16 protein-coding genes are annotated in these 14,033 nt (G+C 58.7%); 6 read left to right on the plus strand and 10 right to left on the minus strand.

Features of this window, described 5'->3' with window-relative positions; genetic code table 11:
- Window positions 1-83: 83 nt before the first annotated feature.
- Entirely contained in the window at window positions 84-683 is a 600-nt protein-coding gene (gene azoR / locus C1Y43_RS01090) for an FMN-dependent NADH-azoreductase (RefSeq protein WP_104186713.1), read from the plus strand.
- Window positions 684-761: 78 nt separating this feature from the next.
- Here the strand turns inward: azoR and C1Y43_RS01095 are convergent, their stop codons facing one another.
- Genes C1Y43_RS01095 through C1Y43_RS01105 form a run of 3 tightly spaced genes read right to left on the minus strand, consistent with a single transcriptional unit; the run spans window position 762 to window position 3,897 of the window.
- Window positions 762-1,082 (minus strand): YdbL family protein, encoded by a 321-nt coding sequence (locus C1Y43_RS01095; RefSeq protein WP_021506121.1) that lies wholly within the window; start codon window positions 1,080-1,082, stop codon window positions 762-764.
- A gap of 11 nt (window positions 1,083-1,093) precedes the next feature.
- On the minus strand, window positions 1,094-1,282 hold the full coding sequence (locus C1Y43_RS01100) for a YnbE family lipoprotein (RefSeq protein ID WP_010618431.1): 189 nt from the start codon (window positions 1,280-1,282) through the stop codon (window positions 1,094-1,096).
- Window positions 1,279-3,897 carry a YdbH family protein gene (locus tag C1Y43_RS01105; protein ID WP_104186714.1) on the minus strand — a complete coding sequence of 873 codons (2,619 nt, stop codon included), beginning with the start codon at window positions 3,895-3,897 and terminating at the stop codon, window positions 1,279-1,281. Before C1Y43_RS01105 ends, C1Y43_RS01100 begins: the two co-directional genes overlap by 4 nt.
- A gap of 165 nt (window positions 3,898-4,062) precedes the next feature.
- Between C1Y43_RS01105 and C1Y43_RS01110 the strand changes: the two genes are divergently transcribed.
- Window positions 4,063-5,055, plus strand: coding sequence for a 2-hydroxyacid dehydrogenase (locus tag C1Y43_RS01110; protein ID WP_088515817.1), 993 nt, complete (start codon window positions 4,063-4,065; stop codon window positions 5,053-5,055).
- A 15-nt stretch (window positions 5,056-5,070) separates the two neighbouring features.
- Here C1Y43_RS01110 and C1Y43_RS01115 read toward each other — a convergent pair whose 3' ends face one another.
- Entirely contained in the window at window positions 5,071-5,343 is a 273-nt protein-coding gene (locus tag C1Y43_RS01115) for a DUF333 domain-containing protein (protein ID WP_021506124.1), read from the minus strand.
- Window positions 5,344-5,532: 189 nt separating this feature from the next.
- Between C1Y43_RS01115 and C1Y43_RS01120 the strand changes: the two genes are divergently transcribed.
- Entirely contained in the window at window positions 5,533-6,189 is a 657-nt protein-coding gene (locus C1Y43_RS01120) for an MgtC/SapB family protein (RefSeq protein ID WP_021506125.1), read from the plus strand.
- 77 nt (window positions 6,190-6,266) lie between these two features.
- Here the strand turns inward: C1Y43_RS01120 and C1Y43_RS01125 are convergent, their stop codons facing one another.
- The gene (locus C1Y43_RS01125) at window positions 6,267-6,467 is read right to left on the minus strand and encodes a DUF2767 family protein (protein ID WP_010618426.1); all 201 of its coding nucleotides are present in this window, start codon (window positions 6,465-6,467) and stop codon (window positions 6,267-6,269) included.
- A 146-nt stretch (window positions 6,468-6,613) separates the two neighbouring features.
- Window positions 6,614-6,979: an anti-adapter protein IraP gene (iraP, locus tag C1Y43_RS01130; protein WP_010618425.1), complete on the minus strand. Its 366-nt coding sequence runs from the start codon at window positions 6,977-6,979 to the stop codon at window positions 6,614-6,616.
- A gap of 325 nt (window positions 6,980-7,304) precedes the next feature.
- On the opposite strand from iraP, the gene ttcA reads away from it, so the two are divergent.
- Window positions 7,305-8,240 (plus strand): tRNA 2-thiocytidine(32) synthetase TtcA, encoded by a 936-nt coding sequence (gene ttcA, locus C1Y43_RS01135; protein ID WP_104186716.1) that lies wholly within the window; start codon window positions 7,305-7,307, stop codon window positions 8,238-8,240.
- A 53-nt stretch (window positions 8,241-8,293) separates the two neighbouring features.
- Here the strand turns inward: ttcA and C1Y43_RS23875 are convergent, their stop codons facing one another.
- The 3 genes from C1Y43_RS23875 to C1Y43_RS01150 all read right to left on the minus strand — a co-directional run bounded on the left by C1Y43_RS23875 (window position 8,294) and on the right by C1Y43_RS01150 (window position 11,480).
- On the minus strand, window positions 8,294-8,440 hold the full coding sequence (locus tag C1Y43_RS23875) for a hypothetical protein (RefSeq protein ID WP_021506127.1): 147 nt from the start codon (window positions 8,438-8,440) through the stop codon (window positions 8,294-8,296).
- 308 nt (window positions 8,441-8,748) lie between these two features.
- Entirely contained in the window at window positions 8,749-9,732 is a 984-nt protein-coding gene (gene zntB / locus C1Y43_RS01145; protein ID WP_021506128.1) for a zinc transporter ZntB, read from the minus strand.
- 128 nt (window positions 9,733-9,860) lie between these two features.
- On the minus strand, window positions 9,861-11,480 hold the full coding sequence (locus C1Y43_RS01150) for an ABC transporter substrate-binding protein (RefSeq protein ID WP_021506129.1): 1,620 nt from the start codon (window positions 11,478-11,480) through the stop codon (window positions 9,861-9,863).
- A gap of 188 nt (window positions 11,481-11,668) precedes the next feature.
- On the opposite strand from C1Y43_RS01150, the gene mpaA reads away from it, so the two are divergent.
- Window positions 11,669-12,382: a murein tripeptide amidase MpaA gene (gene mpaA, locus C1Y43_RS01155; protein WP_104186717.1), complete on the plus strand. Its 714-nt coding sequence runs from the start codon at window positions 11,669-11,671 to the stop codon at window positions 12,380-12,382.
- Here the strand turns inward: mpaA and ycjG are convergent.
- Window positions 12,351-13,337, minus strand: coding sequence for an L-Ala-D/L-Glu epimerase (gene ycjG / locus C1Y43_RS01160; protein WP_021506131.1), 987 nt, complete (start codon window positions 13,335-13,337; stop codon window positions 12,351-12,353). The two genes, mpaA and ycjG, sit on opposite strands and share 32 nt — an antisense overlap.
- 151 nt (window positions 13,338-13,488) lie before the next feature.
- On the opposite strand from ycjG, the gene tpx reads away from it, so the two are divergent.
- A complete protein-coding gene (gene tpx / locus C1Y43_RS01165) occupies window positions 13,489-13,992 on the plus strand; it encodes a thiol peroxidase (protein WP_058780606.1) in 504 nt (167 codons plus the stop codon).
- Window positions 13,993-14,033 lie beyond the last annotated feature (41 nt).

Raw genomic sequence — 14,033 nt, forward strand, 5'->3', positions numbered from 1 at the left:
TTGCGCTTTTACCTGCCGGACGAACTCCGTAGAGTGTAACGCATTGAGCGGTAAGCCAACCGCGTAACGTACAGGAAAATACCATGAGCAAAGTTTTAGTTCTGAAATCAAGCATCCTTGCCGGTTATTCACAGTCTAACCAGCTGGCAGACTTCTACGCTGATGAAGCCCGCGCCAAAGGCGACGAAGTCACGGTACGCGATCTGGCTGCCCAGCCGATTCCGATACTGGACGGTGAACTGGTTGGCGCCCTGCGTCCTTCAGACGCGCCGCTGTCGCCACGTCAGCAGGACGCGCTGGCCCTGTCCGATGAACTGATTGCTGAACTGCAGGCGCACGATACCGTGGTTATCGCCGCTCCGATGTACAACTTCAACATTCCTACTCAGTTGAAAAACTACTTTGACCTGATTGCCCGTGCCGGCGTCACCTTCCGCTACACCGAAGCAGGCCCGGAAGGTCTGGTGAAAGGCAAACGTGCGGTGATCCTCTCCAGCCGTGGCGGCATTCACAAAGACACCCCGACTGATCTGCTGACCCCGTACGTGAAACTGTTCCTCGGCTTCATCGGCATCACCGACGTTGACTTCGTGTTCGCCGAAGGCATTGCCTACGGTCCGGAAGTGGCAACCAAAGCCGCCAGCGATGCCAAAGACGCCATCAAACAGATTGTTGCTGCGTAATCATCATTAAAACGATGCTATCTGTCTTGCCGGGCCTGAGTGCCCGGCTTTTTTATGCCTGCGCAATCGTGGAAGCGGCTATTTCTGCACCCACTGGCCATTAATCCCGCGCACATATTCGCCGCTGCCGGCACGGTTAACCAGCTTCTCGCCGGCGATGCGCGCCACCTCGGCGGTGGTGAGATTGTTCTGCTGCGCCACGCGCTGATACTGCTGGCTGCGGCCGTCATTGATGCGCTTAACCAGTGCCAGCGTCTCGTCATCCTGCTGACGAGCGGCGATGTAACCGCTCAGCGTTTCGCCCACACGCCCCTGCTGGCGCGCCTGATCCAGCGTCAGCGCCCAGGCCGACGGCACCAGCAAAAACGCCAGCAACAGCGCTATCCCCTTGCGTTTCATCGGGCCTCTCCTCAAAACAGTCCGCTCTGATTCTTCAGCAGCGCTTCGACGTCTTTATCCACCTTGATGTGGATTTCATGTTCGATTTTTACGTTCATGTTGATGGTGATTGGCTCTTTGGGTGCGGCGACTTCGATGCGCGGCACACAGCCCAGCAGCGGCAGTCCCGCTGTCAGCACCAGTAATGCCCTCAGGCTCATGGTTTCGGGTCCTTGTTGGATGGCAGGGTGGCGTTTTGCTCCACCCAGGATTGCAAATTATCGCCAAAGCGCAGGCTGCGCCACAGCTGGAACAGGTTTTCCTGATGCCGGTAATTAAGATTGACGGACTGGCGGCGGTTACTGAACTGGCTGGTGCCTTTCACCTCGCTTTGCAGAATCAGGTTACCGAAGTTATCCAGATCCAGCGTCGCCCACGAACGGGCAATCTCCATGTAGCGCAGCCAGTCCATCGCCGCCCCGGCGGCCACGTTATTGCTGACAATCGCATCCGCCATGTCTTTATCCATGCGGAACGTCAGCGGGCCGCTGTTGGCGATCCAGCCCTTTTCAATCAGCCAGTGCGGATTGTTCACCCACAGCGGCAATTCGCCATTCACTTTACCTGACATGGCAAACTGCTTCGGTTTGAGCGCCGTCACCAGCCGGCTGAGATCAATGTCACGCAGCGAAATCCGCGCCGGCTGATGCTGCGGTAAACGCAATGCTGGCATGCTGACGTGCCCGCCGAGCAGATCGAGATTAACGTTGCTGAGCGTCAGCGGCTGGCGCTCCTGCCACGGATAGTGGCCCTGCAGATCCGCGGTAATGTTCTGCAGCGCAAACTGGTTTTTCACTTCGGCGATGCGCAGCGACACCGGCCCGCGGCGCCCCAGCTGCCACTGATGATCTTTCAGGCGGAACGGCAGGGTAAAATCGATGCCGTTGATTTCGCTGTCCGGCATCCACACGCTGCCCTGTTTCACCGCCCAGAACCCGCCCGCCTCAAACCCCTGGCCGCTGGCGGCGGAAAAGGCCATCTGCGCGCGCAGCTCGCCAGACTGGATACGCATCTTCAGATCGCTGCTCAGCAGCGGCTGAAATACGCTGAGCGACTGTGCCGGCCACCAGGCTTCGCCGCGCAGCCGCTCGCCGTCCCAGCGGCCATGCACGCGCAGCGGTCCGATGTCTTCCGCGGTGAGCTGACCGCGCCACAGAAAATGCCCTGGATCGCGGCCTTTGGCATCGAAACGCAGTTCGGACGGCGGCAGCCAGCCACCGTAGCTGAAGCGGGTCTGGCCGGAACGCAGCGCAAACCCGCCGTTAAACGCCGGCTGTGCCACATCGCGCTGCCAGCGCACCGGCGCGGTCAGCGTCAGGCGCGGCTTATCCACCTGCACCATGCCGTACGCCAGCTGATCGAACCCGGTGTTCAGCGTATCGAGGCTGATCAGGGTGTCGTGCCAGCTGCCGGTGCCCTTCACATCCCATTTGGCGCTAAGCGGCGCCATCACGCCTTCGCCCCAGTAACGCCAGTTCCAGCGTCCGCTGTCTGGCCAGAAGTCGCTGGCGCGCCCGTCGAGATGCAGCCTGAAGCGGCCGAAACTGGGGTCGTGCGCGTTGAGAATTGCCTGTAACCGGCCGTTGATGCCGCGCGAGGCCACGCTGACGCCGGCCAGCGGCCAGCGCGCTTCATCCACTTCCAGCGTCGAGAGTAAGCGTCCGCGCAGGCGCAGCAGTGCGCCCGGCTGCAGGCTGAGCTGCGGATCGCTGAGCATGCCATGTAATTGTCCGGGGATGGTGCCGTACAGCTGCAGGTCGGCAAACTTGCTTTCGCCGGTTAACTGGAACGGCAGTGCGCTGTCAGTCAGGCTCAGCTTGCCCGGCCCAACGCTCAGTACCAGGTTGCCTTTACCGCCGCGTCCGGCGGTCAGTAAATTGAAGCGGCCGCGGATCTGCGTCTGTTCCAGCCCCTGCTGCCAGTCATCCAGCGTCAGCGCCACGCCGCCCGACAGCGGTTGCGACCCGAACGGCCAGCGCCAGTGACCGGCAGTGATGCGGATTTGCTGCGCATCGACCTGCCACGGCAGCTGTAACAACGGCTGTGGTTCCTGTTGCTGGCGCACCACCAGTTCGCCCTGCTGCTGCTGCCAGTTAAGCGTCAGCGCCAGCGGCTGCGGCCACTGCATCAGGTTAAGCGCACCGCTGAGCTCACCCGCCACCGGCAGGCCATCGGCAAACGTTGGCAGCGTCAGATTGCCATGCAGTTCGACCGGTTGCGGCAGTATGGGATGGCTGAGCTGCAGCTGATCAATGTGCAGCTGCTGCCCCTGCAGGCGCGCGGCGATGCGCAGGTTGTCGCCCTGATAACGCAGTTGCTGAAGGTCTTTGTCTAAGGTCAGATCGAAGCGGCCGGCATATTGCTGCCATGGCAAAATACTGAGCTGTTGCAGATGGATATCCGCGCCGGGCAGCATCTGCTGCCACTCTGCGAGGCTGCGCGGCGCATCGCGCGTGGCACTGTGCGGCAGTGCCTGCAGACAATCGCTGTTGAGCGCCACCTCGCGCGCATCAAGCTGCCAGCGCTGTTGCGTCCGGCCAAGCCCCACGTCGGCGACCTGCGCCAGCAGGCAGTCACCGGCCAGATAGCGCACATCAGGAAACACCAGCCGGCCCTGCTGCCAGTGCGGCGCGCCGTGTAGCTCGACGCGGGTATTTTCCGGCAGCCAGATACCCGCCAGCCGCGGCAGCCAGTGCGTCAGCGTCAGCAGCAATCCCAGCAGCAGCAGTATCAGCGCCAGTAGCGCAGCAAGTAGTCGACGGAGGCCCCGCGTCATGGCTGTTAACGTTCCTGTTCTTTACCCAATCCTGACAGAGATGATGGCATGTTACGCCCGGCAAATGAAGGCGTTACCGCTTTAGTCTGGCTGAAGAACAGCAAAATGACGCGGAAAACGTTATCCTGATGTGATACCGACGTAGCATTTTTCAGGAGCGAAACAATGAAAGTTGCGGTTTACAGCACCAAGCATTACGACCAGAAATACCTCGAGCACGTTAACGAAGGCTACGGATTTGAGCTGCAGTTTTTTGACTTCCTACTGAGCGAAACCACGGCGAAAAACGCCGCTGGCTGTGACGCGGTCTGTATCTTCGTTAACGATGACGGGAGCAAAGCGGTGCTGGCGGAGCTGGCGGCGCTGGGCGTGAAATATATCGCGCTGCGCTGTGCTGGTTTCAATAACGTCGACCTCGACGCCGCCGCCGCGCTGGGACTGCAGGTGGTGCGCGTGCCCGCTTACTCGCCGGAAGCGGTAGCGGAACACGCGGTAGGTCTGATGATGACGCTCAACCGCCGTATTCACCGCGCTTACCAGCGCACGCGCGATGCCAACTTCTCGCTGGACGGCCTGACCGGTTTCAACATGCATAACAAAACCGCTGGCGTGGTCGGCACCGGCAAGATTGGTGTGGCGACGATGCGCATCCTGAAAGGTTTTGGCATGCGTCTGCTGGCGTACGATCCGTATCCAAGTGACGCCGCGCTGGCGCTCGGGGCAGAATATGTTGATTTGAAAACGCTACTGGCGGAGTCCGATGTCATCACCCTGCACTGTCCGCTGACGCCGGAAAACCACCATCTGCTCAACGCGCAGGCCTTCAGCCAGATGAAAGATGGCGTGATGATTATCAATACCAGCCGCGGTGGGCTGATTGATTCACAGGCGGCGATTGAAGCGCTGAAACAGCAGAAAATCGGCTCGCTCGGCATGGACGTGTATGAGAACGAACGCGACCTGTTTTTTGAAGACAAGTCGAATGACGTGATTCAGGACGACGTGTTCCGCCGCCTGTCGGCCTGTCACAACGTGTTGTTTACCGGCCATCAGGCCTTTCTCACCGCCGAAGCGCTGACGGCGATTTCAGAAACCACGCTCAGCAATTTACAGCAGCTGGCGCGCGGGGAAACCTGTTCAAATCAGGTTAAGGCGTAAGGTTCTGCGCCTGCGTTAGCGGGCGCAGGCACCGCCGATCAGCGCCTGTTCGTCGCAGCGCCGACCGTTAGCCAGCTGACACATCCCGATGCGTGAACCGTCTAACTGACGCGAGAACGCCAGCGTGCCGCCTGCGCTGTTGCAGTTGGCTTCTGCCATGGACGACATCACGACGTGCGGCTGCACGTGCGCGGCGGTGGCCTGTTGCGGCGGTTCATTGTCGCTGTTGCTGCTGCAGGCAGAGAGTAACAGCGCTGCGCCGGCCAGCAGTAAAGTTGCGGCTTTCATCGGTCGGGCTCCGGGAGTGTGAGCGGAAAAGTCGCACCAGCATATGTCAGCAGCGGTGCGCGATCGATAGGCGACACAGCTTTTTACAAAATTTAATATCGTCGTTGGCAAGCAGAATTATCCTGATTGCAGCGTTATCCCTCTTTTCTCTGCCTGTTCATACGAAACATCAATCAATAAGGAGGAAGGATGTTAGCCGACATGCTCATCCGCATCGCGTTAGCCGGAATACTGGGCGGACTGATTGGCCTGGAGCGCCAGATGCGCGCTAAAGAAGCGGGCCTGCGCACTCACATTCTGGTCGGGATTGGCAGCGCCATGTTCATGCTGGTGTCAAAATATGGCTTTGCCGATATGCTGACTAACGATCATGTGGCGCTGGATCCCAGCCGTATTGCGGCGCAGGTGGTCAGCGGCATGGGCTTCCTTGGCGCTGGCACCATCATCATACAAAAGCAGATTGTGAAAGGCCTGACGACCGCCGCTGGCCTGTGGGTGACCGCCGCGATTGGCCTGGTGATCGGTAGCGGCATGTACGAAATCGGTATTTACGGCACGGTGCTGGCGCTGGTGGTACTGGAAACGTTCCGCCGTATCAGCCACTGGCTGATTGGCCGCCATCACACCCTCATCGTCCATCTCAAAGCCAAAAGCGTACCGCTGGTGTTGCTGGTACTGCAGCGCGAAAATTTGCGCTATGGCCACATCGCTGTGGTCAATCGTAACGAAGAGAGCGGGCTGTGCGAGCTGAGCGTTGAGGTGACATTGTCACGCAGATTTCCGATGCACAGCATTTATGACAAAGTGATGGAAATCAAAGGCGTGCAGTCGCTGGAAATGGTTTGACTGCGCTGGCGCTTGCGGGTTAACCGCTACGGTGGATGGAAGATAAAAAGCCCGGCGCTGAAGGCCGGGCGGCTGGGTTAGCAGGGTTTGAGTTGTCCAATCGCCATTTCAACGGCGCGATTGGGCGCGCCGGTTAATTCCCGATAGCGCAGTTGCAGATTACGCAACTCGCTGGCCAGCACCTCTTTTTCGGTAGCGGCACCGCGCTGCGCCAGTTCCAGATAGCATTGCCCCACCAGCCGGCACGCCTCCTCAAACACCATATCGTACGTTTGCATTGTTCCTCTCCTCACCTTTAAAAACTAAAAAAAGCGCTGAATCCATCCTGTCAGCGCAGTGAGAAGAAATCTTTACCCAGATCAATAAATATGCAGTTACCGCTGGCAAAATGTGCGCAATGGTAGCCGACTGCGGCGCTGCGCGATTAGGACGGATCCTTTTTGTCGTCATCGCTGGCGCTGCTCACACCAGTAATACCTTCCAGCGCCTGCTGGTTGATGACATCATCGGCGCTGTCAACCGCACGCGAAATCGTCAACAGATCCTGAAACTCGCTCAGCAGAATAGCGGCGTCCGACTTAAGCATATCGTCAGCCTCGGCTGACTCAATCACCATGTTGATGGCTTTGTTGGCGCTTTCAATAACTTCAGTGACACCGCCTTTCTTACTGACGGCCAGTACCAGCGCACCGATCAGCAGCGACTGGGCCTCAACGCGCGCGGTCAACTGCTTGGTGGTGGCATCAATTTGTGAAATCTTCGCCAGCATGCTTAACACAACATTTTTCATCGCTTATTCCTCCCTGGGGAAGCTGGCAGTGTACCGCTTGCAAAATCCGCGACAAACTAAAAATTTTGAATAGCGCAACAGGTCTCTGACCACGATCGCGCGACGCACAGAGCGTATCACCGGCAAACCCATAAATCGTGCTGGAATTTGGCGCTGTAATCCGTACCATACGCCACAGACTTTTCCTGCTGACTGCGGTCAGCCGGCACCCATAAAGGCCAGCGCAGCGACCCGCAGCGTGCGCGGACACGGTTAATGCAGGCCTGGCGAGGGCCGCATCAACGCGACATCCGCAGCTGACCAGCGATCACCGAGACCGAAATTCATGTCTGAACATCAAGAAGTTAATAAAAAAGAGCAGTACAACCTGAACAAACTGCAGAAGCGCCTGCGCCGTAACGTCGGTGAAGCGATTGCGGATTTCAACATGATTGAGGAAGGCGATCGCATCATGGTGTGCCTGTCCGGCGGTAAAGACAGCTACACCATGCTGGAAATTCTGCGTAACCTGCAGCAGAGCGCGCCGGTCAACTTTTCGCTGGTGGCGGTGAATCTTGACCAGAAACAGCCGGGATTCCCGGCACACGTGCTGCCGGCTTATCTCGACACGCTGGGCGTGGAGTATCAGATCGTCAACGAAGACACTTACTCCATCGTTAAAGAAAAAATTCCGGAAGGCAAAACCACCTGCTCGCTCTGTTCACGCCTGCGTCGCGGTATTCTTTACCGTACCGCTACTGAACTGGGCTGCACCAAGATTGCCTTAGGTCACCACCGCGATGACATCCTGCAGACGCTGTTCCTCAACATGTTTTACGGCGGCAAGATGAAAGGCATGCCGCCAAAACTGATGAGCGACGACGGTAAACATATCGTGATTCGCCCGCTGGCCTACTGCCGCGAAAAAGATATCGTGCGGTTTGCCGAAGCGCGCCAGTACCCTATCATTCCGTGCAACCTGTGTGGTTCACAGCCGAACCTGCAGCGCCAGGTGGTTGCCGATATGCTGCGTGACTGGGACAAGCGCTATCCGGGCCGCATTGAAACCATGTTCAGCGCCATGCAGAACATCGTGCCATCACATATGGCTGATATTAATCTGTTTGATTTTAAAGGCATTAAGCATGGTGATACGGTGGTTGACGGCGGGGACATTGGTTTCGATCGCGAATCGCTGCCAGCGCAGCCGGTCGGCTGGCAGGCTGACGAGGACGATCAGCCGGACCTGAGCGCTCGCCTCGACGTGCTGGAAATTAAATAACGCGGTGACTTTGCAGCATAAAGGCGCGTCGCTCCGGCAACGCGCCTTTTTTATTAGCGGTGCGGCGGAGGATCGCTAATCGGCGGAAATTCAGGATCGTGCGGCGGCTCAGGCTCGGGGATCGGCTGCGGTTGCGGCACGGGTTCGGGAATCGGTGGCGGATCGGTCGGGATAGGTTCGCTGGCGTGAATCATGCGCATGCCGTTCTCCTGTTCGCTGAATGTCTGTTAAGCATAGGAAAGGATGCGGCAGCAAGCCAAACGGCAAAAAAAAAGCCGGCGGATAAGCCGGCGTCGTACGAATCAAATGTGCTATGCAGTAATTCAAAAAAAGGAAGTAAGACAATATGGAGCGCAACGCCCATCGCTTGACGTTGCATTCACCTGCGGGAGAGAGTTTGCCCCGGTTGGGCTATGCGCTTATTGATGTCGATCAGGTTTTTTCCGCTTTTCTCCCCTACACCGCCACAATTACCCGTTCATGACCTGCAGATAACTCCGTAGTAACATCACAGCCAGTTGCGGCGTTTCAGCCACAGCGCGACCCCCAGCACCATCACCAGTAACAACCCGCAGAACATGGTAAAGCCGTGCGGCCAGCTGCCACCGGGAATGCCTCCGAGATTGACGCCAAACAGCCCGGTGAGAAACGTGGCAGGCAGGAAAATCATCGCCATCAGCGACATGGTGTAAGTGCGCCGGTTCATGGATTCCGCCAGCAGCGAGGCCACTTCATCCGCCAGAATACCGGTACGCGCCACACCCGCATTGAGGTCATCCAGCCCGCGCCCCAGCCGGTCCGCAACATCCTGCATGCGGCGGCGATCGTCATCGCTCATCCACGGCAGTTTCTCGCTTGCCAGCCGCGCATAGACATCACGCTGCGGCGCCATATAGCGGCGCATCACGATCAGCTGTTTACGCAGCAGCGCCAGTTCACCGCGCGCCGGGACCTGCTGATCCATTAGCGCATCTTCCAGCGCGATAATTTTATCGTGCATCTCTTCAATGAATTCGCTGGCGTGATCGGTGAGCGCATCGCAGACGTCCACCAGCCAGCTGCCGCCGTCCACCGGGCCGTTGCCGTTTTGCAGATCGGTCAGCACTTCATCAATGGCATACACTTTGCGACGGCGGGTAGAAACAATCAGCTTGTCATTGATAAATACCCGCATCGCCACCAGCTGGTCCGGGCGCGAATCGGCGTTATGATTCACGCTGCGCAGCACAATCATAAAGCCGTCACCGAGGCGCGTCACGCGCGGTCGCATGCTGTCACCGGCCAGCGCATCCCGCACCGCATCGGGGATCAGCGGCGTGTGCTGCAACCAGTCGGCGCTTTGCCGCTGGGTGTAGTTCAGGTGCAGCCAGCAGTGACGCTCGCAGTTGATGACATCTTTATCTTCAATGGCGATAACGCCACCCTTGCCGTCGAACTGGCAGGCGACAATCGCATCCGACACCTGCAGCGCTTTTCCTTCAATGACGTTCACGTACTCGCCTCACTAACAAAAACAATACGATACAGTCTAGCGCGGCGCGGGACAGTTGCAATTACCAGGGTGTGAGTAAAAATGACAGCGCAACCGGGTCGTTCACCGCCCTCCGTGGCGGTTCAGCGTCAGTGCTTCTCAATCCACAATTCCCGGCTGTAGGCAACGTCTTCCGGATTGGTGATGGGATAGCCCTTAACCCACGGCTTGATCAGCCGCCCGTTGGTGTACTGGTAGATCGGCGCAATCGGTGCCTGGTCAGCGATGATCTGCTCGGCTTTGTTGTAATCGGCATTACGCGCCGCCACGCTGGTTTCATTGCTGGCCTTACTCAACACCGCATCATATTCCGCGTTGCTGAAGCGGGAAATATTGCCGCTGTGGCTGGCGGTCAGCAGGCTGAGGAAGGTCGACGGCTCATTGTAATCGCCCACCCAGGAAGCGCGGATCACATCGAAATTACCGCTGTTGCGGCTGTCGATATAGGTTTTCCACTCCTGGTTCTGCAATGTCACGTCAACGCCGAGATTCTTTTTCCACATCGAGGCCACCGCAATCGCAATCTTCTGGTGACTTTCAGAGGTGTTATACAGCAGCGTCAGGTGCAGCGGTTTAGCCGGGCCGTAACCGGCGGCGGTCAGCAGGGCTTTGGCCTGCGCATTCAGTTCCTGCTGGCTGTGCTGCTGCAGATAGCTCTGCTGCGGCGTGAAGCCGGCAGTGACGTCTGGTGTGAAGTGCCATGCCGGTTTCTCGCCGGTGCCCAGCACTTTTTCCGCGATAATGCGGCGGTCAATGCTCCATGACAGCGCCTTACGCACCCGCACATCCGCCGTCGGCCCTTTCTGCGTATTAAACGCGTAATAGTAGGTGCCAAGCTGATCCGGCGTATACACCTGCCCCGGCAGCTCTTTTTTCAGCAGGCCGTACATATTTTTCGGGAAGGATTCCGTGATATCGATATCCCCGGCGCGGTAACGCTTGGTGGCGCTGGATTCTTCATTGATGGGAATAAAGGTCACTTTCGTCAGTACCGAATGGGCGTTATCCCAGTAGTGCGGGTTACGCACCAGCACAATCTTTTCGTTAACTACGCGCTCCTGCAATTGATAAGCGCCGTTGCCCACCAGTTTACCCGGCGCAGTCCAGCCATCGCCGTTTTGCGCGATGACCTTTTGCGGCACCGGGAACATCGCCACGTTAGCCACCATGCTGGGGAACCACGGCAGTGGACGTGACAATGTCACCTTCAGATGCGTCTCATCGGTCGCCACGACGCCCAGCTTGTCCGGGCTCATCTGCCCTTTGGTGATGGCTTCAGCATTCTCAATGCCGCTCAGCGCGGCAAACCAGGCGAAAGGCGAGCTATTTTTGGGATCGACCAGACGTTGCCAGCTGTAGACAAAATCCTGTGCGGTCACCGGTTCACCGCTGGACCAGCGCGCATCTTTGCGCAGCGTAAACAGCCAGGTTTTGTTGTCGTTGCTGCTCCAGCTCTGCGCAACGCCCGGCACGATTTTGCCCTGCGCGTCCTGGTTAGTCAGCCCTTCAAACAGATCGCGTAGCACCTGAATCTCCGGCAGACCGACCGCTTTGAGCGGATCAAGCGAGGCCGGTTCATCTTTGATATGGCGCACGATTTCCTGGCTGCTGGCCAGTTGCGCCCCGGCAGGCACACTGGCGGCATAGGCGGATGAGAGAGCGCTGCTGATGATGAGCGCGGCCAGCGTGGTGCGGAAAGTTAGTTTCATCACGACTCCTTGACCCGAAAAAAGGGCGACGGCCAAACCAATGCGTCGCCAGCAACTTTTCGCACTTTATCGCAAATCGCTGATTGATAAATAGCTATTTCCCCGTCTGCTGTTTACCGTTATGTTGAGGCTGGATGGCAGCTCACAATTTTTGCGGCTGAACGCGATGCATGACAGAGAGGAAGGTTATGTCGACACACCACCCGCGCCCGCTGCGCGGTAAGCTGGACGCCGTCTGGCAACAGTATGGACAATCGGTGCTGGGTGCGCCGCTGCTGTGGTTTCCAGCACCGGCGGCCGACGAGGACAGCGGACTGATTATCGCCGGCACCCACGGCGATGAAAACGCGGCGGTGGCCACGCTCTCTGCCGCCATGCGCACGCTGCCGGACACGCTGCGGCGTCATCATGTGATTCTGGCGGTCAATCCGGACGGCTGCCAGCTCGGGCTGCGCGCCAATGTCAACGGTGTCGATCTCAACCGCAACTTCCCAGCCGCCAACTGGCAAGCGGGCGATACCGTCTATCGCTGGAACAGCGTGGCCGACGCGCGCGATGTGCTGCTCTCAACCGGAAACGCGCCGGCGTCAGAGCCGGAAACCGCCGCACTGTGCCAGCTGATTCATCGTATCCGGCCGCGCTGGGTCGTCTCCTGGCACGAACCGCTGGCCTGTATTGACGATCCGCACCACAGCCAGCTGGCCAGCTGGCTGGCGGAACAAACCGGTCTGCCGGTGGTGAGCAGCGTCGGCTACGCCACACCGGGCTCGTTTGGCAGCTGGTGCGCCGATCTCAGTCTGCCCTGCATCACCGCCGAAATGCCCGCCACCTCGGTGGACGAAGCCACCGAGGTGTATCTCGATGCGATGATCAACCTGCTGCGCTGGCAGCCGTCGTCTTAAGCACGCCGTGCGAGAAGTGCAGCGACGGTTCCACATCGGCCGCCAGCCACGTCGGACCGTCGAGGTCAGCAAACGTAGCCTGCGGCGTTAACGGTAGCGCGGCGCGAATGGCGCGCGAGGTACACAACATACAGCCCAGCATGATGGCAAATCCCTGCGCGCGCGCGGCCGTGGCCAGCGCCAGCGCTTCGGTCAGCCCACCGGTTTTATCCAGTTTGATATTCACCATGTCATAGCGCCCGTGCAGGGCTGCCAGACTGTCGCGCGTGTGGCAGCTCTCATCCGCACAGATCGGTAGCGGATGGATAAAATGGGCCAGCGCCGCATCCTGCGCGGCAGGCAGCGGCTGCTCCAGCATCGCCACCTGCAAATCCGCCAGCAGCTGGCAGCGCGCCGCCAGCCCTTCTGCCTGCCAGGATTCATTGGCATCGACGATCAGCGTGGCGTCCGGCACCGCACTGCGGATCGCCACCAGCCGTTCGCTGATCAGATGGTTATCCAGCTTAATTTTCAGCAGGCGCGCGCCGTGCTGCCACAGCGCCAGCGCGCTGCTGGCCATCGCTTCTGGCGTATCGATGCTGACGGTATGCGCCGTGACGATCTCCTGTGCCGGCACCGCCTCACACAGCGCCGCCAGGCTGGTGCGCTGCTGCTGGCGCTCCAGATCCCACAGCGCGCAATCAATCGCGTTGCGCGCGGCACCGGCCGGCAACGCCTGTTGCAGCGCCGCCCGCGTCATGCCGTTTTGTAACGCACCGAGCTGTGAAGCAATCTGCTGCAGCACCGAAGCCTCACTTTCGCCATAGCGCGCATAGGGCGTGGCCTCGCCAATCCCTTTGAGGCCATCCTGCTCAATCTCCACCACCACCACGTGCGCCTCGGTGCGGCTGCCGCGCGAAATCACAAACGGCGAGTGCAGCGGCCAGGCTTCCGGATAACTTTTCACTGTTCTCATACTGACTCCTCAAATCCATGACGTCATAACGTGCTGGTGCAGCTCCACGTTGAATTAGGCTCGTAAACCCTTAAAATTTATGTCATAAACAAACGCTATACCTGTTCTGGTGGGGTTAACGCCAGATTTTTCATCGTTAAAAGGAAATTGTATGTCGCAGAATGTTCACTTTCAGGGCAATCCGGTGCCGGTTGCCGGCCACTTCCCGCAGGCTGGCGAGCAGGCAAAACCGTTCAACCTGGTAGCGAAAGATCTCAGTGATGTGTCCCTTTCTCAGTATGCAGGCAAACGCAAAGTTCTGAACATTTTCCCAAGCATTGATACCGGCGTGTGCGCCGCGTCGGTGCGCAAATTCAACGAGCGTTCTGGCGAAGCTGACAACACCGTGGTGCTGTGCATCTCTGCCGATCTGCCGTTTGCGCAGTCGCGCTTCTGCGGCGCCGAGAACGTTAACAACGTAGTGACGCTGTCTACGCTGCGCGGTGCAGAATTTATTGAAAATTACGGCGTCGCGATCGCCGATGGCCCGCTGAAAGGCCTGACCGCCCGCGCGGTGGTGGTGCTGGATGAGAACGACAAGGTGCTGTACAGCGAGCTGGTGAATGAAATCACCGAAGAGCCGAACTATGAAGCGGCACTGGCAGCGCTGAAGTAAGGTCACTGCTGATAAAAAAGCCGTCTGTCACAGACGGCTTG

It is taken from the genome of Pantoea sp. ICBG 828 (assembly GCF_002928355.1).
Classification (GTDB): domain Bacteria; phylum Pseudomonadota; class Gammaproteobacteria; order Enterobacterales; family Enterobacteriaceae; genus Pantoea; species Pantoea dispersa.

Coding starts and splice junctions, on each gene's coding strand:
- azoR (WP_104186713.1), top strand. CDS start 84: ATGAGCAAAGTTTTAGTTCTGAAATCAAGCATCCTTGCCGGTTATTCA.
- C1Y43_RS01105 (WP_104186714.1), bottom strand. CDS start 3,897: ATGACGCGGGGCCTCCGTCGACTACTTGCTGCGCTACTGGCGCTGATA.
- C1Y43_RS01110 (WP_088515817.1), top strand. CDS start 4,063: ATGAAAGTTGCGGTTTACAGCACCAAGCATTACGACCAGAAATACCTC.
- C1Y43_RS01125 (WP_010618426.1), bottom strand. CDS start 6,467: ATGCAAACGTACGATATGGTGTTTGAGGAGGCGTGCCGGCTGGTGGGG.
- C1Y43_RS01120 (WP_021506125.1), top strand. CDS start 5,533: ATGTTAGCCGACATGCTCATCCGCATCGCGTTAGCCGGAATACTGGGC.
- C1Y43_RS01150 (WP_021506129.1), bottom strand. CDS start 11,480: ATGAAACTAACTTTCCGCACCACGCTGGCCGCGCTCATCATCAGCAGC.
- mpaA (WP_104186717.1), top strand. CDS start 11,669: ATGTCGACACACCACCCGCGCCCGCTGCGCGGTAAGCTGGACGCCGTC.
- C1Y43_RS23875 (WP_021506127.1), bottom strand. CDS start 8,440: ATGCGCATGATTCACGCCAGCGAACCTATCCCGACCGATCCGCCACCG.
- C1Y43_RS01100 (WP_010618431.1), bottom strand. CDS start 1,282: ATGAGCCTGAGGGCATTACTGGTGCTGACAGCGGGACTGCCGCTGCTG.
- tpx (WP_058780606.1), top strand. CDS start 13,489: ATGTCGCAGAATGTTCACTTTCAGGGCAATCCGGTGCCGGTTGCCGGC.
- ycjG (WP_021506131.1), bottom strand. CDS start 13,337: ATGAGAACAGTGAAAAGTTATCCGGAAGCCTGGCCGCTGCACTCGCCG.
- C1Y43_RS01095 (WP_021506121.1), bottom strand. CDS start 1,082: ATGAAACGCAAGGGGATAGCGCTGTTGCTGGCGTTTTTGCTGGTGCCG.
- ttcA (WP_104186716.1), top strand. CDS start 7,305: ATGTCTGAACATCAAGAAGTTAATAAAAAAGAGCAGTACAACCTGAAC.
- iraP (WP_010618425.1), bottom strand. CDS start 6,979: ATGAAAAATGTTGTGTTAAGCATGCTGGCGAAGATTTCACAAATTGAT.
- C1Y43_RS01115 (WP_021506124.1), bottom strand. CDS start 5,343: ATGAAAGCCGCAACTTTACTGCTGGCCGGCGCAGCGCTGTTACTCTCT.